At 42.1% G+C, this 24,434-nt stretch carries 9 protein-coding genes; 5 read left to right on the top strand and 4 right to left on the bottom strand.

Going from position 1 to position 24,434, the window contains the following annotated elements; genetic code table 11:
- Window positions 1–138 precede the first annotated feature (138 nt).
- Window positions 139–1,440: a glycosyl hydrolase family 18 protein gene (locus CH373_RS16565; RefSeq protein WP_423789801.1), complete on the top strand. Its 1,302-nt coding sequence runs from the start codon at window positions 139–141 to the stop codon at window positions 1,438–1,440.
- 49 nt (window positions 1,441–1,489) lie between these two features.
- Here the strand turns inward: CH373_RS16565 and CH373_RS16560 are convergent, their stop codons facing one another.
- Window positions 1,490–2,656, bottom strand: a complete 1,167-nt coding sequence (locus CH373_RS16560; protein ID WP_100714896.1) for an acyl-CoA dehydrogenase family protein — start codon at window positions 2,654–2,656, stop codon at window positions 1,490–1,492.
- A 596-nt stretch (window positions 2,657–3,252) separates the two neighbouring features.
- On the opposite strand from CH373_RS16560, the gene CH373_RS16555 reads away from it, so the two are divergent.
- The 3 genes from CH373_RS16555 to CH373_RS16545 are packed head-to-tail and all read left to right on the top strand — an operon-like array spanning window position 3,253 to window position 19,650.
- A complete protein-coding gene (locus tag CH373_RS16555; RefSeq protein WP_100714895.1) occupies window positions 3,253–13,236 on the top strand; it encodes a type I polyketide synthase in 9,984 nt (3,327 codons plus the stop codon).
- Window positions 13,237–13,251: 15 nt separating this feature from the next.
- Complete coding sequence (locus tag CH373_RS16550) at window positions 13,252–13,650, top strand: holo-ACP synthase (protein ID WP_243393451.1); 399 nt, start codon at window positions 13,252–13,254, stop codon at window positions 13,648–13,650.
- 9 nt (window positions 13,651–13,659) lie between these two features.
- Window positions 13,660–19,650, top strand: a complete 5,991-nt coding sequence (locus CH373_RS16545; protein WP_100714894.1) for a carboxyl transferase domain-containing protein — start codon at window positions 13,660–13,662, stop codon at window positions 19,648–19,650.
- 58 nt (window positions 19,651–19,708) lie between these two features.
- Here CH373_RS16545 and CH373_RS16540 read toward each other — a convergent pair whose 3' ends face one another.
- Window positions 19,709–20,497 (bottom strand): AraC family transcriptional regulator, encoded by a 789-nt coding sequence (locus CH373_RS16540; protein ID WP_165778862.1) that lies wholly within the window; start codon window positions 20,495–20,497, stop codon window positions 19,709–19,711.
- Between the two features lie 416 nt (window positions 20,498–20,913).
- Here CH373_RS16540 and CH373_RS16535 point away from each other — a divergent pair, with 416 nt between their 5' ends.
- The gene (locus CH373_RS16535; protein ID WP_100714936.1) at window positions 20,914–21,972 is read left to right on the top strand and encodes a fatty acid desaturase; all 1,059 of its coding nucleotides are present in this window, start codon (window positions 20,914–20,916) and stop codon (window positions 21,970–21,972) included.
- On the opposite strand, the gene CH373_RS16530 is transcribed toward CH373_RS16535, so the two are convergent.
- Both CH373_RS16530 and CH373_RS16525 read right to left on the bottom strand, forming a co-directional pair.
- The gene (locus tag CH373_RS16530) at window positions 21,962–22,339 is read right to left on the bottom strand and encodes a hypothetical protein (protein WP_243393450.1); all 378 of its coding nucleotides are present in this window, start codon (window positions 22,337–22,339) and stop codon (window positions 21,962–21,964) included. The genes CH373_RS16535 and CH373_RS16530 overlap by 11 nt on opposite strands.
- 49 nt (window positions 22,340–22,388) lie before the next feature.
- Window positions 22,389–23,852 carry an APC family permease gene (locus CH373_RS16525; RefSeq protein WP_100714891.1) on the bottom strand — a complete coding sequence of 488 codons (1,464 nt, stop codon included), beginning with the start codon at window positions 23,850–23,852 and terminating at the stop codon, window positions 22,389–22,391.
- Window positions 23,853–24,434: the final 582 nt, after the last annotated feature.

Here is a 24,434-nt window from a genome sequence, read left to right as displayed (position 1 = left end):
AAAACGAATGCTAAAAAAAGAAAGTTCGAGCAATAGTGAGGCAAGAGGCCTCATTGCTATGTTGAGAAATATTTCAAAAAGGCCTACTAATCTCTTGCTAGCGGGGAATCCCTTTAAAATCTGGAAATCATCTTGGAACTGACAAAACGTTACAGAAAATTCTTTCTGATTCTTACGGCAATCGTCATAGGATTTCTAATCCTAGCTTTAGTGGATTGGCTCGGAGATTTTCGACCGAGGAAGCTTTCCAATCAAGAGTCCAATCAGGTTTCTAATGAGCCTCGGAGGTTGCTCGCATCTACTTGGTCCCAGGATTTTTTCGCGATTTTACAGTATATACGCCTCTATGACGAACTTCACCCATTTCTCTATACTCTGGAAGGTGGAAGAAGGAACTCCGGCAAAATTCTATCAGTTTGGACTCCGGAAGAGATCGGAGAAAGAATGCTTTGGTTTAGGTTGGTCTCTCCGAATACCAAAATTATACCTACGATTTTTCGATGGGAAAATGATTTTGAAAAAGTTTCGGATGCGATCGGACTGAACGGAAACACAAATATAAGAGATTTTCATATTCAAACCATTTTGCAAGAAATTGACAAGTATGGATACGACGGTATCGATATAGACTACGAAGGGATGACTTGCGAAAAAAAGGAAGCGTATGAAGAGTTCTTAACTCTCTTAAAAGCGGAACTACATAAGAAAAGTAAGATATTGTCCGTATCGATCCATCCAAAAACAGGAGTGGAAGAAAAATCCAAGTATAGTTGTTCCGGCCTAAAGCGGAAAATCGATGTCGATTTTTACGAAACTTACAGAGGGCAATTAACCCATGACTACGATTTTTTGGGGAAGACTGCGGATAAAGTCAAAATTATGGCCTACGAATTACACCCGCGTAAGAATGGCTTTCCAGGGCCGGGGCCTCAAGCACCGAATTGGTGGATAGAAAAAATACTAGAATATGCAGTAAAACGTATTCCGAATGAGAAGCTTTACATGGCGATTCCGACGTACGGCTACGACTGGCCTTTGAATTGTGATGTGGATTCAAAAGCTGTCTATTTTTCTCGCGCGCAATGGATAAAAGATCGAATGTCTCCCCGTCAGGAGCAACCTACTGACGTATTAGAAATATATAAAACACAGGGAAAGATTTCGGATTGGGTCTTTTTGAGACCATTTTTATACAGACACGAAGGAAAGGTCTACGAGGATCCTTCTCTATGGTACCGCATGGGTGGCTGTGACAGGGTAGCGTTTTATATGAATCGCGCATCCTTTGAGTCAAAGATGAAAATTTTAGAAAAATATAATATAAGAGGATTCTCGTTCTGGCAGCTGATCGAGGATAACGATCCAGAGATTCATCATTATCTTGAGGAAAAACTAGGAAATACGTCCGCTCGAGTTCGAGCGACCGTCCTCAGTGATTGAATTAGAAATTAGTTCACTTATTTAGTAAACCGAACCGGGTGTATTCGGTTTATTTCATTAAACTTCCGGAAATGATCAATTTTTGAATTTCGCTGGTTCCTCCTCCAATTTCCCCCAAGCGAATATCGCGGTATAGACGGGATACTCTATACTCATCCATGAATCCTGCACCGCCGTGTATTTGTACCGCAAGATTGGTCGCTTCCCTGGCCGAAGTGGTAGTGAAGAATTTGCAAGCCGCGCATTTTCCGGCGAGCTTCATATTTCCTTTTCCCTCTTTTTCTAATTCCTCGGTCTCCCATGCCACATTGTAGGTCATCCATTTAGAAGCTTCCAATTTCGTGTAAATTTCAGCTAACATAAATGCTACGCCCTGGTGTTGATAGATGGATTTTCCAAAACTTTTTCTTGTTCTTGCAAATGATTTCGAATCTTGCAAGCAAGCCCTCATTACTCCTAAGGAATAGGCGGCTAAAGAAAGTCTTTCCGCATTAAAAGTTTGCATGGTTTGCCTGAATCCCTTTCCGATTTTTCCAAGTACATTCTCCTCCGAAACTTCCACAGAATCGAAGAATAATGCTCCTGTAGGAGATCCCCGGAGCCCCATTTTATCCATAGGATTCGACCTACTTATTCCTTTGGAGTCCAATGGAACAATAAAATGAGTCAGGCCTTTTTCGCTTCCTGTTTCATCAATCGCACGCGCTAATACCAACGAATAATCTGCGTTAGGTGCATTCGTGATATAAGTCTTTTGCCCAGAAAGATAATATCTGTCTTTCCCCATCTTTCTTGCGACCGTCTTAATGGAGGATACGTCCGATCCGCTCTCTGGCTCTGTGACCGCTAGGCAGCCTATTTTCTCACCGGAAATAATTTCGGGTAAGTATCGCCTTTTTTGCTCCGAGTTCCCAAAATGCTTGATTGGAAGTCCAAATAATCCGCCGGACGCTCCGACGCTGAAAAAGGTGCTTCCGCAATATTCGGATATTACCTCCATTGCCAGGGTGCTTAGGAGAGCTCCTCCATTTTGTCCTCCGAATTCCTCTTCATGCATCAATCCGATATATCCTGATTTACCGAGTTTTGAAAAGTGGGAGCGAGGGATTTCCTTCTTACGATCAGATTCCTCGGCAAAGGGAAAAATCTCCCTTTTGCAAAAGTCGTGAAAAGATTCGATAAACATTTGTTCATCTCTGCTTAAATTAAAATCCATAAGTTCCTCGAAGTAAGATACACGCTCGGTATCTGGAGCGATTCTTCAACAATATTTCTTTTATTTTTAACAGGGTTCGGAATCGCTTTTGTGGGGAGGATTCCGAAAAAAAGAAGGTGAGGTATTTTGAAGTTCGTTCTTATAGATTTAAAAAAATATAATATAATATCTTTGATTGAAGTATGGATATTTTTGCTGTGCCATGATTTCTCTACTTTGATCCAAAAAGTGTAAAATGCTTACATGCGACTCGATTCTAATCTATACAAAACAATTACAAAATGATTTCGTAATGAGAGGCACTGTCATAAATCTTTATTTTCAAGCTTTGTGAAACTGTTTCTTTTTCGGCATTTCATATCAATCTTGTTAATTTATTTTGAAAGAAACGGCTAAGAGTAGAAATATTTAGCCGTTTCTTTCAAGGAATATTAAGAAAATATAACAAACAATCGTTCGTTACATCTAGAAAAACGAAAACAAACAAAAAATACTTGGCAAAGAGGTGAGGATAATCTCAGGCTAACCGTTTGAAAGAGCAGTTGTTACTGAAATCTTAATCGAAAAAGTTTTTTGTTGCTGGGTGGTGTGTGAATATGAAGGCGAAAGAGTTGGGCGAGAATCTACAGTATGTTGAAAGTGAAGTTCCTCCCGTTTTTGATTCTGGCTATGTCGATTCTAAAATCTGCGTGCTATTTGGCGGACAAGGTGCAGATGTTTGGACAGAACTTTCTTCCTTCTTTGAAGAGGAGGGCGAGCACAGTCCATTTTTCTTGGAGCTATTTCGCTCGGTAGAAACTTCACTCAGTTACTTAGATCAAGAATCGTTTGAACTATTGTTTCCTGAAGGTTTTGATTTACGTTCTTGGCTATTGAATCCGGATTCGGTTCCACGCTTAACTTTGGTAAGTAGAAGCACTTATAGTGTTCCTTTAATCTTTGCGGCCCAGGCCGCCAATCTTTATCGCTTTTTCCGAGATCCTAAGGATTGGAACCTTTTACGAGAAAGAACTTCTGGAATTTACGGACATTCTCAAGGTGTATTTGCCGGAATTTTATTATCTGCATGTGAAGATAGAAATTCTTTTTTAGAAAAATTTAACACTACTTTTGTCGCGTTATTTTTGTTAGCAGCAGAGTCGCAGAAAAGATTTCCTTTCTTAGAGATTGATCCGGACTTTTTGAATAAGTACGCTTCTGAAGGAGAAACTCTTTCTCCGATGGCTCACATTCGTTCAGGGGATGGCGAATATCTAGAGGATGCATTAAAAGAATTTAATTCAGGAAGACGTGAGCAAGATAGCGTTTTCCTTGGACTGCGCAATGGTCCGAAAGACTCGGTTTATTGCGGTTCTCCCGAGGCATTACTCGAGTTCCGACATTTTCTTTCACAGTCAGGATTTCAAGGGATTCAAAGCTGGAGTTTTTTGAGGGTCTCTGTTCCATTTCATTCTCCGTTTCTCCTGGGCATTCCTGAGAAACTGAAAGTTATTTTTGATGAGATTGGATTTTCTCCAACTGGTGGAGAGTTTACGATTCCTTTATATAGTACAAAGGATGGGGGCGATCTTCGCTTTCAAGCAGGAAACTTAGCACTAGTTTTTTCATCCATGGTTGTTTCCGACGGCCTGGAATGGGGTGCGGCCTTAGATTCAATGCTCAAGTCCGGAGAGAGAAAAATACTTCTCACCTTTGGACCCGGGGATTCCGTAGAAAAACTGAGTTCCTCTCTTTTACAAGGAGGCTATTACTCGATTCAGAACTTGACCCAAACTGCAAGGTTTCGTTCATTCAAAAAAAGTAAACCGGAGTTTACGCTTTCTTGGGAAGAGTATGCCCCGAGATGGATTAAATTGCAGAACGGGAACCGCTTCCTATGGAACTCTTACTCAAGGTGGACAGGAAGAGCGCCAGTGTTTGGTGGAGGAATGACGCCTTCCACGGTGGAGCCTGATATTGTAATCTCGGCGGCCAAAGAAGGCTATATTGTAGAACTAGCAGGCGGAGGACAAGTTACCGAGGAGCTGTTCCGGAAACGATTGGATCAAATCTCCAAAGAATTGCCGGAAGGGAAAGGCATTGTAATCAATCTACTTTATTTGGATGCATATCTTTGGAATCTGCATGTGCCCTTAGTGAAAAGATTAAAGGCCGAAGGAGCTCCTATCGAAGGAATTACGATATCCGCCGGAATCCCTGAACCGGAGGAGGCAGCTCGTCTTTTAGTTGAATTCAATTCGATGGGAATCTGGTTGAACTCCTTTAAGCCGGGTACGATTTCGCAGATTCGCCAAGTATTAGAAATATCTAAACTAATTCCCGAAATTACTTTTATGATGCAGATCGAAGGTGGAGCAGCGGGAGGCCATCATAGTTGGGAAGCTCTAGAAGATCTAGTTCGCGCAACTTATTCAGATATACGTGATAGAAAAAACATAATCCTTGCTGTAGGCGGCGGAATTTCGAGCCCAGAGGAAGCTGCTCATTGGCTGAAAGGTTCTTGGGAAGCGGATTGTTTCATGCCAGTGGACGCCGTTTTCCTTGGAACTAGACTTATGGCTGCCAAAGAATGCAAAACCGCCGAAAGCATTAAGCAGCAGTTAGTTGAGCGAAGCGGAGCCTTGGAATGGAAGAAGACCCAGGATGGCAAGGATGTTGGCGGTGTAATTTCGGGAAAATCCGGACTGGGTGCTGACATTTATTATGCTTCCAATACGTGGACAAGGCTTTCAGAGCTTGCCGAATCGCTTACAAAAGGGAAATCTCCGGAAGATGCTAGAAAGAATATATTAGAAAAAAAGAATGATATTTTGTTATTGATTAACAAAACTGCGAAACCTTATTTCGGCGATTTGACTCGCATGACCTACACGCAGGTTCTGGAAAGGTTTTTTTATCTCGTCTGTCCCGAGGACAGGCTACTTTCTCCTGAAGGTGATTGGCCTGACCAACCCTTTATCGATAAAAGCTATCGCTCTCGCTTGGAGGAACTGATTTATCGATTTGAGGCCAGGGTAACTTTTCATCAGGCTCCTGCAGAAAAAATTATATTAGAAAACAAGAATGTATTGTCCGATTCGAAAAGATTTCTGTCGATTTGGAAAGAGAAGCATCCTCAAGCCGAAAAAATGTTACTACTTCCCGAAGATCGAGTTTTCTTTTTGGAAGTTTGCCGTCGTGCAGGAAAGCCGGTGAATTTTATTCCGGTTCTAGATGAGGATCTGACGAAATGGATTCGATCAGATTCCCTCTGGTACTCGCACTGTGTAGGTATCGATCCTGATTCCTGTGCCTGGATTCCGGGGCCGAAAGCTTTAACCGGAATTACGGCCTTGAATGAGCCTGTGACTAAGATCCTATCTGACTTTTTGCAAGGAGTAGACTTAGATAAACATTCACCAAAAACGATCGATCTTTGGTCGGAAATTCCCAAGAAGGCGAATCTATTCTTACCATTTGAAGTCAATCTACTTGAAAAGGAGAATGTGGGAGAAGCGATCCCGATGGTGCAAACTTCAATCGAATCAATTTCTCAGAAGGAGAAAAAAGCCTGGATCGATTGGTTGGCTGAACGAGGCGGCGGCTTTCTTTCCTCTTTATTGAGGACAAATATAATCGAAGGAATTCCTTCTGATTTGCCGAACATTTTTAGTCCGGAATCTACAAGAACATATTCTTGGGAAATAGGTGCTCAAGGAGAACTGGTTCAGCTCGATGTGCATTCCGTTAACAGAAATGTCGCCAAACTGAGATTATTCGAGGCGGAGAAAGCAGAACTGCTTTTGTTTTTCAGGAATCCTAAAACTGGACAAGAGGTCCCATTTAAAAGGAGATTTTTTTCCGGAGAAACTCTGGATTCATTATTTAGGGAGAATCTAAAAGCAAGAGGAGAATCAATCCGATCCTTTTACGCGGAGGTTTGGGGTTTAAGGAAGGCGAATAATTACGGGATCAATGGTGCGAAAAAGGAAGATGTTTTCAACAAAGAATGGGTATTCGAAGAGACTATTGAAACAAATGACGTTTTAGAATATCTTAAATCTATAAGAGATTTTTTCAGAAAAGATTTGAATAGCCAAGAGCTAACCCAGCCTTCGCTTTCGATGGGCGCTGTCTTTGCGTGGAAAAGTATTCTTTCTCCCTTGTTTGCCTTTGAAGACATAGATCTATTTAAACTACTTCATTTGTCGCAATCCTTCCGTTGGGAATCCGGCTATAGCAGACTAAGGCCAAAAGATAAAATTGTCGCAGCATCAAAAATTTCTAAAGTAACTAAAATCGGGGATTCAACTGCAATTTTTATCACCGGAGAATTGTACAAAGACAAAGAAACTATATCTTCGTTTGAAACCGGCTTTCTGGTTCGAGGATATCTGGCAAACGTCGAGTTCGGTCGAAAAAAAATAGACAGGACTTTTTCGATTTCGAGCGAATCCGAAATTTTAGCCTTACAGGAAATTCCTTGGATAACGAAAACTGAAAGTGCAGAACCTCTAGAAATCGGTACATTGATCCATTTCGTAGGGGAAGAAGTAATAAGTTCGCTAAACTCGAGCCGATCAGAAGGTTCGATAGCCGGAGAAATTACTTTTAGCAAAAACAATGAATCACGCACATTCGGAAGTTTTTCTCTAAAACTAAATGCACCCAAAGGGGAACTATCTCCCTTGGATCGCCTGTTTCTGGTGTTGCGAGAATCAGACCCGGAAATAAGATTAAAAAAGCCTTATAGAATATTATCTGAGGTCTTTGTTGCTCCGGTTCATATGTTGTCGTATTCCAAAGCTTCCGGAGATACGAATCCGATTCATACGGACGAAATTTTTGCCAACCTTGGTGGATGGAAGAAAGAAATCGTACACGGACTTTGGACATCCTCCCAGGTCGTTAACGGTATAAAAAGAAAGGTTTGTGACGGGGATTCGTCTAGACTGATTTGGTTGGAAGAAACTTTTGAAGCGCCAGTAAGCCTAGGCGAAGAGCTTCGCTTGGAAGTCTTCCATGTTTCGCAAAAGACCGGAAACAAAATTCTAGAGTTTAGATTGGAGTCGATTCAAGGCGAAACTAAATTACGTGGAAGGGCATGTGTGACTCCGCCTAAGACCGGTTATGTGTTCACTGGACAAGGGTCTCAATCCCAGGGAATGGGAATGAGTTTCCTGGAAGAATTTCCAGAAGCGAAAGAGGTCTGGAACCGGGCAGAAGAAACCACGACTAGAAACTTAGGATTCTCGCTTTTAGAGATCGTTCGGAAAAATCCGACCTCTATTCACGTGAAGGGAAAGGAGTGGAATCATCCTAAAGGAGTGCTTCACCTAACACAGTTTACACAAGTAGCTTTAGTCACAAAGTCTTTGGCCGATTGGGCAATCTTGGAAAAGCGAGGGCACCTTGTGCCGAATTCTGCCTTTGCGGGGCATTCCTTGGGAGAATTTTCTGCCCTGTCTGCAAGGCAATTCATTCGAATGGAAAACGTGATCACCATCGTTTATAACCGAGGGTTGACCATGCAAAATTTAGTTCCCAGGGATTCCGAAGGTAGGAGTTCCTACGGAATGAGCGTAGTGCTTGGAAATAGGCATGTAGGTCTCAACGAAGGAAAAATTCTAGAAATCGTGGATTCTTGCCAAAGGGAGACCAATCTTCCTCTAGAAGTAGTAAATTATAATATTCGGGATAAGCAATATTCTGTCACAGGGGATTTGAAAGCTCTTGAGATGATGGAAAGACGCTTTAAGGAATTTGTTCGCGGGAAAAAAACCACGATTCGATTGGAAGGGATCGATGTTCCGTTCCACTCGAGGGTACTGGTCGGGGGTGTTTCGGATTTCCGTAAAATTCTGGAAAAGAATATTCCGATGGATTTACCTTTGGGTCAACTCGATGGAAATTACATTCCAAATTTGGTCGCGTTACCGTTTGAGGTCACTACGGAGTTCTTGCAAGAAGCTTTGAAAATCTCAGGAAGTCATATTTTGCAGGATATCCTTAAAAAGAATCTATCAGAATTCAATTTTAACGGTATTCGCAGGAAAATTCTCATAGAACTTCTCGCCTACCAGTTAGCTATGCCTGTCCGCTGGATCCAGACTCAGGATGTTATATTCGAAAAATTGAATGTACGAAGGATGATCGATGTAGGCGCGCGCGGGGATTTGGCGGGAATGGCCAGGCAGACTTTAAAAGAGCACAAAGACTCAGCTCAATTTCAGATCTTACATGTAGAAGAAAATCGCCAGAGCGTTTTCTGTGAATTAGATGATGTGTCGCCAGCTGAATGGAAATCGGTTCAAATCTCGGAAACTTCGGAAAATGTAAATAGTGATGATAGTTTCACAGTTAAATCTCCAGATCCATCGAATGGATCTCCGACAAATTCCGTTTTTGTGAATGGATCCAAACCGGTGTTTGCAAAAACGGAATCTCTTTCTGCTCCTTTGATCCACTTCCAGAAAAGTGAAGCTTTAAGGACGGTGCTCGCCTTAAAGGCTGGGATTAGAACTGAGGAAATTTCCGATACGGAAACCATAGATGAAATTTTTGGAGGAAATTCATCCAAAAGAAATCAGGCACTTGCCGATATCGCCACTGAATTCAAAACAACAAATTTGGAAGGTGGGCAGGATAAACCGATCAAGGAACTGGTGAAGATTTTGGAAGAACAATCTTCTTACCAACAACCCGGACCTTATCTTCGGACCGCTTTCGACGAAAGTATCCGGAAATTCTTTCCGCCAGACTTCGGAAGAGCCGAGATATTTAAACACTTAAAAGAGGAGCGATTGTTAAACGAAGAGGGAATATTTTCGGTTAGCTTGAGTGTTACTCTGGCGCTCAGAGAAGGTGATTCAGTTCGAAAAGGAAAACTGAGTCAACATGGTCTTGCTACTAGATTAGGCGGAGCAAAAGAAGCCGCGACCTGGTTGGAAAAGGTGGTAGATTCCTATGCGTCTGCAAACGGGGTCCTGATTCCTAAGCGTAGTGAGCATAGTTCAGGCCACGGAGGACCTACTGTAGATGCTGCGGCGCTTGAGGAGCTTGAGAAAAAATACTTCGGTATCGAAGGTCTTTTTTCTAAGACTATAAAAGATTTTAGAAGAAGAATTCTAGGAGAGGATCCTTTCGCGGAGTTTTTGGTAAAGGATCTTTCTCAAGTGGAAGAAGGCAGAGTGGTTCGGATAGAAGATCCGGTTGTTTCTCTATTTGACAAAAAGAAAATCGTTTCTTTTAGAAACTCTTGGCAATGGGCCAAAAAGAGAATCCTACTCCTCAAAGCGGCCATTCTTAGAGGAGAAGTTTCCAAAATTTCAGAGAAAGATTTAGATTACCTGAAAAATCATTCTTCCGAGGAGCTACTTCAGATTCTGGAATTTGAAAGTTCCAAATTGGGAAGTTTGGATAACAAAGGCGAAAATCAAAAAACGAATGCTCGCGATGAGTTCCTTAGAGCAAAGAACTCGATTTTGGAAGTGGGATCTCACAACCCAGTCTTTAAGCCCGAGAGTGCTTTTCTTAAGCCGAGAATTGAACTAGGACAGGAGGGAAATTGGAAGTATTATGAAGAAACAGTTCGTGATAGCTCTGTTTCTAACCTCTCCAAGTATTCTTTTCTCTTTACATCTCAAGATTTTGGAGCGAGCTTTTCTGATTCAAAAAGAATTCAGGAAGAATATTCTAAAATAATAATAGATATCTATCGGTCTGGAGTTTCGTTTTCAGGGAAGAAAGTCTTAATTATAGGCACAGGGCCAAACTCAATTGCTTGGGAGGTCGCAAAGGCGTTTTTGTCCGGCGGAGCGGAAGTGATTGTCACCACTACTTCTTATAATTCGAAAAGAATTCGCTTATACAAGAATTTGTACAGGGATTTCGCAGGAAAGGAAGCCGCGCTAACCGTGGTTCCTTTCTCTCCCGGCTCTTTTGCGGATATTCGATTTTTATCCGACTGGCTAGATTTGGAGAAATGGAGTCCTGATTTTCTGCTACCGTTTGCTGCGGTAGCTGAGGAAAATTTTGTTTCTGCGTTAGACGACACATCAATGACTTCCCTAAGAGTCATGTTAGTCGGAGTGCAGAAGTTGATCGGAGAGTTAGGAAAGCGTCGAAAGAATTTACTCTCTGAAAATCCTCTGAACGTGCTGCTTCCTCTATCACCGAACCATGGTATTTTCGGCAGAGATGGAATGTACGCGGAAACCAAGTTAGGCTTAGAGACTCTCTTCCGGAAAAAATTCTCCGAAGCGGCCGATTGGGGAGAGAAAGTAAGAATTATCGGATGCGTGATCGGATGGGTAAGGGGAACGGGACTAATGGAGGCAAACGATCTAGTGGCACCTGGATTAGAGGAAAATCTGGGAGTAAAAACTTTTTCCAGAATCGAAATGGGCATCCTACTTACTGGCCTTGCAGCTCTATCATTGAAAGATTCAGAGTTTGAAGTTCTCAAAGCAGATCTGACCGGTGGACTCGGCCATGTGAAGGACTTAAGCAGCAGATTAAGCGAACTCAGATCCGGTTTGATGAAAGAGGCAAAACAAAAAAGAGAAGTCAAAGAAATTCTGACAAAAGTAAATTCAGAATCTCTTGAACTGAATTCTGACTTTATGATTTCTCCTCTGCCAAAGCAGGCATTCAGGCTTCCTAGAGTTCCTTCGAATACAGAGCTGCAAAGGTATAAAACAGCGGAACATTCTGATATCTCCTCTATAGTTTGCATTGTAGGTTTCGCTGAAATAGGTCCAGGTGGGAGCTCCTTCACACGCTGGGAATTAGAGAAAGACGGGCAATTATCGATTGAAGCGTGTTTGGAATTTGCCTGGATGATGGGTTACATTCGCTTTCAGCCGAGTGATCAGGGGAAGGTTTGGGTGGACTCCGAGAGTGGAGAGATCGTTCAAGAGTGGGAAATAAAATCTAAATATGAAGAAAAAATAATAAATAATTCTGGAATACGCGTTATTGATTTAGACTCAACAGGATTTGATCCGAGTGCTTTGGGCGTTTTCGTGGATGTGGTCCTGGAGGAAGATTTTTACTTTCCAGTAGTAAATCGAGAAGAGGCGGAAGAGTTCCAAAAAGCCGATCTTAAGTTCACCGAAATTTACAAAAATCCGGACTCAGAAAAATGGTTCGTAAAAAGGAAGAAAGGATCAGTATTAAAGGTTCGTAAAGCAGTTGGAATTAGACGCAAGGTCGCAGGGCAGATTCCTTCTGGATGGGATCCGGAAAGGTATGGAATTTCAAAAGAACTGATCCGCCAAGTCGATCCGATTACAATCTATAATCTCTACTGCACATGTGAGGCATATCTTCGAGCAGGATTGGACCCCCTTGAACTCTTTCAATCAATTCACCCTAGCCAGGTCGGATCCACGGTAGGCTCCGGGATGGGTGGAATGAAGAAGTTGCAAAGAGTATTCCAGGATTTTGAGCAAAACAACGAACGACAACTCGACGTACTTCAAGAAACTTTAATCAATGTAACAAGCGCATGGGCGATCACCACCTATTCTGGTGCATATGGTCCTCTGCAAACTCCTGTGGCCGCTTGCGCGACCGGTGGCGTTTCTCTAGAACTCGCGTTTGACCTTATACTTTCCGGGAAAGCAAAATTCATGATATCCGGCGCTTTCGACGATCTAGCAAAAGAAAGCATGGTTGGATTCGGAGACATGAATGCAACCGCTGATTCGGAAGAAATGCTTTCACAAGGAATTGCTCCCTCCGAAATCTGTAGACCGAACGATATCAGAAGAAATGGGTTTTTGGAATCGCAAGGTGGCGGAATTCTTCTTTTAGCACGAGGGGATCTTGCCTTTGAACTGGGTTTGCCCGTCTACGGAGTGTTAGGTCTTTCGGCATCTAGAACGGATGGAATTCAAGCTTCCATACCAGCACCTGGTCTCGGCCTACTATCGCTTGCGTCTGAATCTTCAGCTAGTAAGTCTCCGCTCCGAACCGTTTTGGGAAAGTTTGGGCTCACTGCTGACGATATAAACATAGCCTACAAGCATGATACATCTACAAAAGCAAACGATAAGAACGAAAATCGATTACTGAATTCGATCGTAAAAAAATTAGGCAGAACTCCAGGAAACCTTCTCCCAGTCGTTTCGCAAAAATCTTTTACAGGACATTCGAAAGGCGGTGCGGCGGTTTGGCAAGCGATCGGTCTTTTGCAGGCACTCGAAGATGGGATTCTATCAGGAAATCGTAATTTATTCGACGTGGATCCAGATATGAATTCGTATTCTCATATCGCTTTTAGCGACGAATCGATTTCTTTCGGATCGCATGAGTGGAAGGCAGGCTTGCTGACTACATTAGGTTTTGGTCATGTAGGGGTGCTTTGCCTGCTTCTTCATTCTAACTTTTTCCTCGCGCTATTATCGAATGAAGAAAGAGAACTCTATTTGGAGAAAAGATCTGAACGAGAAATCAGTTCCTTGAATCGATATCACGAAAATAGACTCGGAATTGCGAAGATGTTCGAGCGAAAGAGTGAGTTTCCGTTTGGAGATGTGGATGAGGAAACGGCTCTACTAGACGATACTTTCAGAACAAAATTAAAAAATCGTTAATTGATAGGTTTGTTTGTGAAGTATTCGCTAGGAGTGGACTTGGTGTACGTGATGGAATTTCAACGATTCTTAGAAGACTCTGCGAGCAGTTTTTTCGAGAAAACTTTTACCGAAGTAGAGAGAAGTATCGCATTCCGAAAGCCTTTTTCTCAAAGAGCTTTGTTTTACTCGGGGAGATTTGCCGCGAAGGAAGCTTTCGTAAAGGCTCTGGATGGTCCAAGGCTGCACCTCCCGCCCGAGTTGAAAATCTCCTATCCTGAGATAGAGATTCGTAACGATGAGTTCGGTCGTCCTTTTTACAGATTTTATGGTGAGCTATCAGAATATTTAAGAAAACTAAATTTCTCAGGTTCACAGCTCAGCCTTAGTCACTCGGGCGATTATGCGATCGCTTATGCTTTAATTGAATATTAGGAAAATTTTATGAATAACCATCTGGGCATAGCTACGGCGGAAAAAATAGAGCAGGAATTCTCTCGTGATGAGATGGAAAAGTGTATTGCGGAATTGCGTAAAAAGAATCTTGCCTGGACCAAAGAATATACAAGCCAAAAGGTGAGAAGTGGAAGACTTCAGAAAGTCCTAGTAGCAAATCGAGGTGAGATCGCAAAAAGATTCTTTTTGGCTTTGCATGAAGAGGGAATTCCTACGGTAGCTGTGGTTGCTGATCCGGATAAGGGGCAATCTTGGTTCGAATTCGCAGATGAGGTAGTTTATATAGGTGAAGCAGGCAATTATACAAATGCGAAGATTCTGACCGCTGCAGTCTTGGAAACAGGTTCGAATGCAGTTTATCCTGGTTACGGCTTTCTTTCCGAAGACTTTCGATTTGTAGATACGCTCAAATGGGCCGCAGAATTGTACAATACTGAAATCATTTTTATGGGACCGAAATCTTCAGTAATGAAAAGAGTCGGTAACAAATTGGATGCCCGTCGTCTTGCGGCTGCTAATGGAATTCCGCTTTTCGAAGCATCTGGGCCCTTAAGCGAAGATTCTAAAGAAGCACACAATGAAGCCGAAAGAATCGGATATCCAGTGATGATAAAGTTAGACGCCGGCGGTGGTGGCAAGGGAATGCTAGTTGTTCGCTCCAAACAGGAGTTAGGCGACTCTATACAAAGTGCAGTAAGGATTGGTAAGACTTCCTACGGCAATGGAACTTTCTATTTAGAAAAATACGTCGAGAGACCTGCACATTTTGAAGTTCAAATTTTTAATGGAACCGCCGTCGGAATTCGAAAATGCGCGGTTCAAAGAAGGAATCAAAAGATTATCGAAGAGTCAGGGGAGACATTTCTGGATGTTCGAACTCAACTTCAATTGCTTTCTTCGGCAGAGAAAATTGCAGATGTTTCCGGCTATTCCGATGCTTGCGGAGCAGGTACTGTAGAATTTTTATTCGATAGAGAGCAGCAGAAATTTGGCTTTTTAGAAATGAATACTCGTCTGCAAGTTGAGTACCCTGTAACCGATCAATCTCTTGGAATCGATTTGGTCAAATGGCAGATCTTTCTCTTTGATGGAAGAGAGAATGAAATCCAGTATTCCACAGTATTAAAACAAAGATTCGCGGAAAAATCACATTCAATCCAGTGCAGAATTTACGCGGAGGATCCTTTTCAAAATTACTCTCCATCTCCCGGTAGAATTCAAGAGATCGAATTACCCACGTTTAACGGGGTACGATCCGATTTTGGGTTCAAGAGGGGCGATTTAATTTTAGGTGAGTATGACCCAATGGTGGGCAAGTTAATCGCCAAAGGAAAGGATCGGGGAGAAGCCCTTATGCGGATGGAGAGAGCACTGAGCGAACTTTATATCCGTGGAATTACTACAAACATAGAGCAGCTCCTTCAGATTGTCAGAGATTCGATTTTTAGAAGCGGAGATTACGACAATCGGTTGTTAGATGATAATCCGCAACTGGTGACCTCTGATTATAGCTTATCTAGTGAAGCGATCGTGTATGCCTGTGTTTCGGAAACGATTCGTGAAGCAGGAAACATGGCCGCAGAGACGTTTCGAGAAAGGGATCTTCCGAAATTGCTTTATTCGGAAGAATCCGAAGAATCTCCTTGTAGATATTCTATATATGTTAATGAAAAGGTATATTCCATTTTAGTAATAAGAATTGGAATCGAAGAGTTTTTAGTTTTTGGAGATGGAATCGGCTCTCGCAAAATACGAGTAAGCCGGCCATCAGAAGATGGAAGGGAGTTCCTTGTGAAAACGAAAGGAAGATTCGTTTCTGTTCGGATAGACTGCAGGCCTAACTTTTATTCGATTCGATTCAGTGATTCCTTCGGAAAGTTGCGTTATGCTCGTTTGAAAATTGAAAAGGAAAATTCACTAAGTCGGATTAAAAACGACTCCGTACTGAGATCTCCTTTTCAAGGCACGTTTGTAAAATTCTGCGAGAATCCGCAAACTGGAAAATCGTGGAAAGAAGGTGAAGCGATTCGAAAAGGGGATCCTATTCTAGTGATCTCAGCTATGAAAATGGAAACTCTTTTGAGATCACCTTCTAATGGAAAATTGGAATATTTAGCGGAACACGGAGAAGAAGAAAAGTTAATTCGAGGTAAGAGCCCCTCAGGATTCATACTGGGGCGTAGCTTTGCAGAAGGCGAAATTCTCGCGCAGGTTTCCGGAGATTCGATTCCGAATCAAACGGAAAAGCAGGAACCAGTGATGAATTCAAATGTTGCATCTTCTGATTTTGTCGACCGCAATGAAGCAAACTATTCAGAAGCACTGTATTCGATTTGGCAGGAGATTCCTGTAGATATATTAAAGAAAGTTAATCCTTTCTTCGAGGAAAAGGCACGCTATTTGTTGGTGGCTCATGCTTCCGAATTAAGAGAGTTGCTTTGTTCTTGGATTCTGGGATTTTCGCAAGGGAAAGAAACCCGGGCAAAACTTACTTATTTGCTAAACCATATCGAAGTTTCACGGCTCGAAGAAAGCACGGAGGAAAAAGCAAAGTGGGAAGATTTCCTTTTGCAAACAGTCAGGTTTTCCGTATTGCTTCGCAGGCTATTCTCATCTGATTTTGGGTCTTCACATTCTCACTTTGGGGAATTGCAAAGACTTTTAGCAGAATGGGATCATGAATCTTTAAGACCCATTCTACCTACTTCTAAACTTTTATCTAGAGCTTTTTCCTATTACAAAGTGGGGGATTGGAATCCTAGTCTGCACAAAAAGGAACAGGCGCATGCATTTGCATTTCTCCTTTGTGCTTACAGAAATTTACGGGAAGGGATGGATCTGTTGGCCAAGGTTTTGGAAAAATTTGTTCACTTGGCTCCAAAGGTTCGCTCTTGGGATTTTGTACTTCATCAACTATTGGCTCTGGAGGAGAGGGAAAGAGAGCCGAAAATGGAAGGGATCATTCGGCAAAACCTATCTTCTCGCCGGAGAGTATCTGGGCCTTCGCCGGAAGGAGTTCCTACAATCTCTAGAAGACACCTTTCTTCGTATGTTCGATTTTCAAAAGACCCTTGGTCCTTGCTGGGATTGAAAGACCAAAAGAGTGCAGCAGCAGACTTTCTCCGTTCTTTCCAAGAAGAAACAGATTTGCTGCCGCAAAAGTTGGGTTCCACTGTCACAAAGGAAATCGAAAAGAGAATTCATTATTGGTCGGAAAAGGGAAAAGTTAGAAGGTTATCTTGTCCTATCCAGTCAGGGTATATGTATCTGTTGGAATATGAAGATACCTCTGAGTATCTCTTAATCAAAGTTCTACCTCGCGAATTACTAAAGCTAGTAAAGGAGTCTGCAAGCTGGGATAGCCATTTTTATCCGCTGGAAGAATATTGCATCGAGTCCGCAGCGCTTTTACAGGGAGCCTTGAAACTCTGCTCGGTTGATTCTCTTCGACTCGAGCTTATGGTAGAGGATTCTAACGAAGGGAACTTAGATATACAGATTGTTACATTCGAAAATAATTATGAACAAATTATGAGGTCAGCTTCTTCGGTCATCCGATTCTTTTTGGATGCTAGATATTCTTCCTTGTTGCTGACTGCGAATTTCAAACCTATAAATCGATCTCAAATTGTGAATAAAACATATTCCTTCTTTTTTCGAGAAGGAAAACTACGAATCGATTTGATTGGGGCCAACGATATTAGATTTCCTTATACGAAAGAGAAAGAGGTAAACGATTCTAAGTTGTATGCAAAAGGGAAATGGCCGGTAGAACGCTGGGTGGAAGAAGCCTTCGACATCGGGGCCGCAGCAGAAATCACGATCCCTGGAATAGATTTTGAAGTGGAAGGAACTACTTCCAGCGAAAAGAAAAACATTCGAGTAGGAGCCAAAATATACCTAGGCGAAATAGACGGAAAGGAAGCTCTCTTTTTCTTAAAAGATTCCAGAGTCGCCGGCGGTGCTACAGGGGACTTAGAAGGACAAAAATACATCGCGGCATCCTACATCGCATACAGAAAAGATATCCCTTTCTATGTATGGAACGATGGAGCAGGGGCCAATATAAAGGAAGGAATGGTTTCTCTCAATCGCGCCGCAGAGGGCTTCTTTATGAACGCACTGCTTTCTAACCGAGTCAGTGCCGAAGAGTTCAAGGCAGCGATCTATTCGCATAACGATCCTAAGCTGATTGAAATCATAAGTAGCCTCGAAGCCGATCCTAGGTTCGAGTTTACTTCGTATGTTCGAGGACAAAAACCTAAGTCCTGTTTTGTGGTGGCAGTAGGAGTCGGTTCTTCGACCGGTCTGGACGTATACGGTTCTTCTCAGGCGTCTTTGCAGATTCTTTTGGACGAGGAGCAATCTTACAGAGTACTAACTGGCGCGACAGTCATCGAGTCTGTGACAGGAGAAAAATTCACCAACTATGAGATTGGTGGAGCAAAGGTAATGGGAAGAGGGACAGGCACAGTAGATTTAGTCGCCCAAGATAAAATTGAACTACTCTCATTTATCAAGAGGATTCAAAATGTTTTTGCACGAACGAATGGAAATTGGCACTTACCTCGAAAACTTCAAAAGGATGAAAAAGACAATGTGATTTCGGAATCCACTCTTCGAGCGTATTCGAAGGAGTTCCTTCCGATCAAAGAAACATACTCCGGTTCGGGGTCCTTGGTTTCTGGCATTTCTAATCTAGGCTTAAGTCCAGTTTTGATACTTGGGCCGCGGACGCAGCATGGGTTTCACTCCTTCTCCTCTTTGATCAAAGCAAAAGAATCGGTCCAGATTGCGAGAAAAACTGGAGCCGGAATTTTGCTTGTATACGGATCCAAGTGGTTTCGAAGTACTCATTTGGTTGGCGCGGAAGAATTAAGAGCACGGAAAGATTTTCAAAACCAATTGCATACGTTTCCGAATCCGATTGTTCATATACTCAAACATCCGGAAGGGTTTCGTTTGCCAGAGTTATACGAGACTGGAGATGCCTGGATACTTATTCGTAAAAAAAGATCCGACAATCAAATCACGGAGATAGAAAAAGGGGCAACTTTCGCAGTAGAAACCGAAGAAGAGGCTTTCTCTATTGCATCTGAACTTTTTTATCTTTTAGGAGAAAAAAATATTCAAAATTTTGAATATAATACTTTTGCTCCCGAAATCCCTCCTGAGTCTACACGGACCTATGATATGAGAGAAGTGATAAAGTTCATACTGGACAGAGATTCCTTTTTGGAATTTCACAAAAACGATGCTGGGACTAGCCTGTTAACCGGACTAGGGCGCTTAAACGGAAAGACTGTTGGAATTATCGCCGACCAACCAATGTTAGGCGAGGCACCAGACGCGCAGGGTACGGAAAAATTTCGAGTGTTTATGGAGTTCCTTTCCAGAAGAAATCTACCATTGCTAATGCTATCCGATGCACCCGGTTTTGTACCTGGAACAAAACAGGAAAGACTACGAATCCAGCAGATTGGAGGAGAATCTCTGGACGTGAATGTGCTCTCAAGCATTCCGGTCGTTTCAATTGTTCTCAGGCAGAATTACGGAGGACGGCAAATACATGCGTTCAGCGGCTTCCTGAGACCGGGAGTTTCTTATTATGCTCAGGAAAACTCTACGTTAGGAGTGATGGGTGCTTCCTCTGCTTTCGATCTATTTGAGGGAGCGAATGTTCAAAAGCTTTCTAAAGAAGGGAAGAATATAGAAATAGAATCTTTGAGAACAGAGTTCCTACAAAAATTTCAGTCCAGGGCAAACGCAAGCCAGGATGCAAATTCAACAGGTGTATTGGACGGATTGTATACTTCGTACTCTGAACTGCGGGAAGTAGCGATCTCCGGGATGAATATCGCCGAAAGAAAGGTAGCAAACTGGAATCGACTCAAATTCGAAGACAATTCCGAACATCTATTTAAACAGAGTGTTGCATCAAGAAACGTGGAAGAGTGGGAAAAGTTTATACTTCCATAATATATTCTGATCTAATTGGATCTTTCAAGGGAAATTTCAGAAGTTCTAAGACTGCGCCTCAGAGCTCCTCGCAGAATCTGACTTTGATTCTTTTCTTATTTTTCAAAACTGCAGAGGGACTATGGCCATAGACTTCTCGAAAAGTACGACTGAAATGTGCCGAATCGGCAAATCCAGCCTTGCGCGCCGCTTGGGTCATATTCATTCCTCGGTAAAAAAGGAGCGCGGTCCTTCTTACTCTTAGGTTCAGAATGTATCTGCGAATCGAAATACTTAAGTTTTCTTTAAACAAGTGCCTGAACCTGTCCTCTGAAAGCTGGGCCATTCCAGCTAAGTAGTTCAATGACATGTCCTCGTTAAGATCTTCTAAAGATTGCAGATATTTTAATGCGGATAAAATTCTGGGATCGATTTGTTTAGAAGAATTCATATCTCCGATGGACTGAGAAGCGGCTTGAATCATCGATTCGCAAAGAAAGAGCGCTTCCTCGCAGGAAGCATCGTCGTTAATGATTTTCTCCGCGGTTCCTCTAAGATTCGGTATTAGATTCGCGTCGAATCGAACCACTTCTTGTTCCAAAATACCGAAATGCCCTTTTAGTAGGGGGGAATGCGGATCGATTTGTAGGATAAACAGGTGGGTTCCTTTTGCTTCGTGCTTATGGAAATAGTTTGGTGGAATCAGTACGCCTGAATAATCCAAGGTTTCTTCATTCGGGAGGAATAGTTTTGCGGGTTGGTCCACAGAGAGAACGATTGATAAGGAGTAGTGTTGATGAAAAGCGTTCGTCTCCTCATAAGAAACAAACAACACATGACTTCTCCAAATAAATAATGTGTTTTTCATCTTTAGCTTCTGCAGTTCGTTTTCCATGAAGAATTCTACTTAAAGTTCTATTTCACGATCAATGAAATCTTCACACCTTAAATCACACACACTGTTGTAACAAACGATTCCAGCTAAAAGGTTTCATATTGTCTCGTATAAATTTGAATATAGCCTAGTATTGCTTCATATATTTTGAAAGAATTGAGAATCTTTGACCGTTTTATTCAAAAAAGGGCATTAAAAAAGAACATCGTTTAGCAAAATTTAAGCAGTCCTCTCTAAAAGTAGAATTCAAAGCATAAAAAAAACAGGATCCATTCTAGATTTCTTTTTATAGAATCGAACGACAAACTAGGAGACTTAGTGTATATTTAAGTTTGCTTCCGTATCTAAAAGCGGTACGGACCAACATTGCTTCTGGCATCTTGAGAGAAATGAATCTGGGCAAAAACAAACTGAACTTGACGGAAGAAGAAAAGACGAAGCGAATCATACGCTGGATTCGATACGCTGATAAAAGACTTCGTAGGAAGTATCGTATCCTTCAATACCAAGACAGTATCGGAATGTGTATCGCGCTTGGCTCTGCTTTTGGGATGATTCTTCTGGGGACCTCCTACATTTTAGGATGGATATCTGCTTGGATTTGTATTTTCGGAAATGCGATATTTGCATCTTTGCTTCACGAAATGGAGCATGACTTAATTCATAATCTGTATTATAAAAAAAGTCCTAAAATCCAGAACTTTCTCTTTTGGATCGTTTGGCTATTTCGCCTAAACGTAGTTAACTCTTGGTTCAGAAAGGAAATCCATCTTCTGCATCACAAGGTCTCTGGAAATAAGGAGGACGTCGAAGAAAGATTTATCGGGAACGGAATGCCATTTGGCTGGAGAAGAATACTGACCATGGTGGACCCTGTCATGGCTTTGGCAATACAGGGACCTAAAATTGCTCGTGATTCTGCGGAAAATTTAAAAAAGATTCAGGCTCCTCACCGAATCGGGATCATACGAGAAGTTTATCTGCTATTGTGGTATAGTTTTTTAGCTCTAAGTCTATTTTCTTTTTTGGTCTGGCTTTTCAATTTGCCTTTTGAGGAAAGAGGTTGGATCAAGGAATATCATGAATTTCTAAATATTGCAGCCATAGTATATATGATTCCGAGCTGGATCCGACAGACCGCAATCCAAGTCGTATCCTCTAATATGCACTACTATGGAGATATCGGAAACTTGTACAGACAAACACAGGTATTGGATTCTTGGATCATTTTACCGTTGCATCTATTTTGCTTTAATTTCGGTTCTACCCACGGGATTCACCACTTCGTGGTCAATCAGCCTTTTTATATAAGGCAAGCTGTCTCGCCCTTCGTCAAGCCTGCACTCCGAAAATATGGAATTAGATTTAACGATTTCAGAAGCATGTTCAGCTCCAACGGATTCGTAGAGGAACTTCGAGCTCCAAGAGAACCTGTTCTCAATTCTTAACCGATTCCGGTTTTCTGCGAAAAGGAAATCGATCGAATACTCTCCTGCCGTACATCCAACCGCTCAAAAGTAGAACCATTCCTATCCAGGATAAGAAAATTGTAATGTAGTTTTGCGAATCTTCCCCCAATGAGGGAGTTTGCAATATTAACCCAGCTAACATCAAGATCGTGTGAACTTCTGCAATCTTGCTTCGTTTGTCGGATAAGAATTTTCCGAGACCGCCGCCAGTGAAAAACGAAAAAAGTCCAAAGACTGCCCCGATTCTTCCTAAAAGTAGGATGTCCTCTCTTGAAAGTCCCTCGATTCTAATCTCGTAAAGAATGCACTTGGAAAGTAGAAAGAATAAAGAGCAAATACCCAGCAATCTATGAATCCGAAAGCGGGATTTTGCTCCAAAAAAAGATCGCAAGTTCTTAGAGTATATCCGCGCTTGCTACAGGGACCGGCTCGTTCTCGGGGAGAAGACTGGTAGGAACTCTTTCCAAAGAAGAAATATAGGGTTCCATTTTTGGAGCTTCGTGAGTGGAAGCTCTCTTGGTCCTTTTGAAATAGTAGTAGAGAGGAACCGCTAACAAAGTAAATCCGAATCCCCAAAGAGCCTCTGCCGGTTTGCTCCAGAGCAGGGCCGCGATGATAACTATATTAGAAATTATGTATATAAATGTGGAATACGGATATCCCGGAATTCGGAATTTAGTTCTTAAATGTCTTTTTTCGAAAAGAATCGGAGTGTAGGCGGTAATCGTAGCGAGAAGCAAAGTCGAACAAGTGATCAAGTAGAGCAAAGATTCGATATCTTTTACCAAAGAAAACAAACAAGCGTAGGCACATTGAAAAGCAAGGGACATGTAAGGGCTCTTGTGCTTGCTATGGAGTTTGGACATGCTTTTAAAGAAGTAGCCGTCTCTTGCCATCGCAAAGTAGATTCTAGAGCCGCCGATGATATAGGCCGAAATACCGCCCATGAACACCCAGCAAATAAACGCTGTCACAAATAGAGTCGCTTTCTTGCCGAAAAGAAAGCCCGCCGCGGTCACCCCAATCTGTGCATCTCCGGCAAGCATGGAGCTGGGAGCGGAACTCAAATAAAGAAAGTTAATTAGAACATAAAGGAGCGTCACCAATGTGCAGGAAACAAAGACTGCTTTGTAGATGTTCTTTTCGGGATCTCGAACTTCCTCAGCCACATATGTAATCATGTTCCAGCCAAGATAAGAAAAGGTAACCGGAATTACGCCAGCAAGTACATATTTCCATGCGCTCGTATCGCTCGGTAATACCGAGAAGGATTGAAAATGGTCCAGGCTATAATTCCCAATCGTGAGTCCCAGGACTACGAATGCCACCAGTCCAAGTATCTTAATCGTAGTGAAAAAATTTTGGATCCTCGAGGCGATGCTGATCCCGAAGTAATTCACGATCGTAAACGAAAGAATTGCACCCATACCGAGCAGTTGGGCGGTTCCAACTGAAAAGTTAATTCCTAAGAATTTCCATTCTAAAAAGTAATAATCCAAAGAAGGATCGATCAAAGAGAAGAAGGTCTTCGAAAAAGCAATTGCGGAGAGAGAAATCGAAGCCGAAAAATTCACAGACAAAGAAAGCCATCCGCTCGCGAAGGCAACCAAAGGAGAGTAGGCCTCCTTTAAATAAACATAATCTCCCCCCGCATAAGGAAAGATACTCGCGGACTTTGCATAGCTCATGGCTCCGGCAACAGCGAGCAATCCTCCAAGGATCCAGCAGAATAAAACAATGTTTGGATTCGGAGTTTGGCTTAAAATATAGCCAGTTGTTATAAAAACGCCCGGCCCCACCATCGAGCTAAACATCAATGAGATAGAATCATATAGATTAAGGGATCGGTGCAGTTTCATCGGTAGGGGTTTTGGTCAGAATGCACTTAAGCGAAACTCCCACAAGAATTTTTCTCATATCTTCTGGCGCAAGTAAGGGCTTTGCCGCCTCTACTCAAGTTTACATTTGGCATTTGCGTTTTGCAATTCGGGTCGATTTTGTATTCTGATTTGGTTTATTAATATTATATAATGTTATATTCTGTCGGCGGGTTTCCTGGGACTTGTTTTCGCTCGTATCACTCGGTGGATTCCCCCGTGGCTTGGTCGAAGATTATAGTATTATGTCGCATATATACGTGACAAAAGTAGAAATAGAACAGGAAACTGAAAATTTGTCTAAAAACAGTTTGACCGGCTCAGTCGATTTTGTATTTTGGTCTTTCAGGCCGGTGGGCTCCATTCTTGAGTTCCGGTCGAAACCGAAATCAAGCAAGATGAACGGAATGTTTTCATTCCCTTTGTTTGTTCTGATTTAGGGAAACGCAAAGATCCTTAACAACATACATAACTGCGAATGAGAAATTAAATTTTTTATTAGCTGAGATTATTACAATCAATTGAGTTCGATTGTGTAGTGATCTCGAACACTAAAGAAAAGAT

The organism is Leptospira perolatii (assembly GCF_002811875.1).
GTDB classification, from domain to species: domain Bacteria; phylum Spirochaetota; class Leptospiria; order Leptospirales; family Leptospiraceae; genus Leptospira_B; species Leptospira_B perolatii.
The sequence above is the reverse complement of the archived record's forward strand: the minus strand, read 5'-3'. Positions and strand labels throughout refer to the sequence as shown.

Bases quoted from the DNA above. Each gene is read 5' to 3' on its own strand.
- CH373_RS16535 (WP_100714936.1), top strand. From the start codon at position 20,914: ATGAATCTGGGCAAAAACAAACTGAACTTGACGGAAGAAGAAAAGACG.
- CH373_RS16545 (WP_100714894.1), top strand. From the start codon at position 13,660: ATGAATAACCATCTGGGCATAGCTACGGCGGAAAAAATAGAGCAGGAA.
- CH373_RS16560 (WP_100714896.1), bottom strand. From the start codon at position 2,656: ATGGATTTTAATTTAAGCAGAGATGAACAAATGTTTATCGAATCTTTT.
- CH373_RS16540 (WP_165778862.1), bottom strand. From the start codon at position 20,497: ATGAAAAACACATTATTTATTTGGAGAAGTCATGTGTTGTTTGTTTCT.
- CH373_RS16555 (WP_100714895.1), top strand. From the start codon at position 3,253: ATGAAGGCGAAAGAGTTGGGCGAGAATCTACAGTATGTTGAAAGTGAA.
- CH373_RS16525 (WP_100714891.1), bottom strand. From the start codon at position 23,852: ATGAAACTGCACCGATCCCTTAATCTATATGATTCTATCTCATTGATG.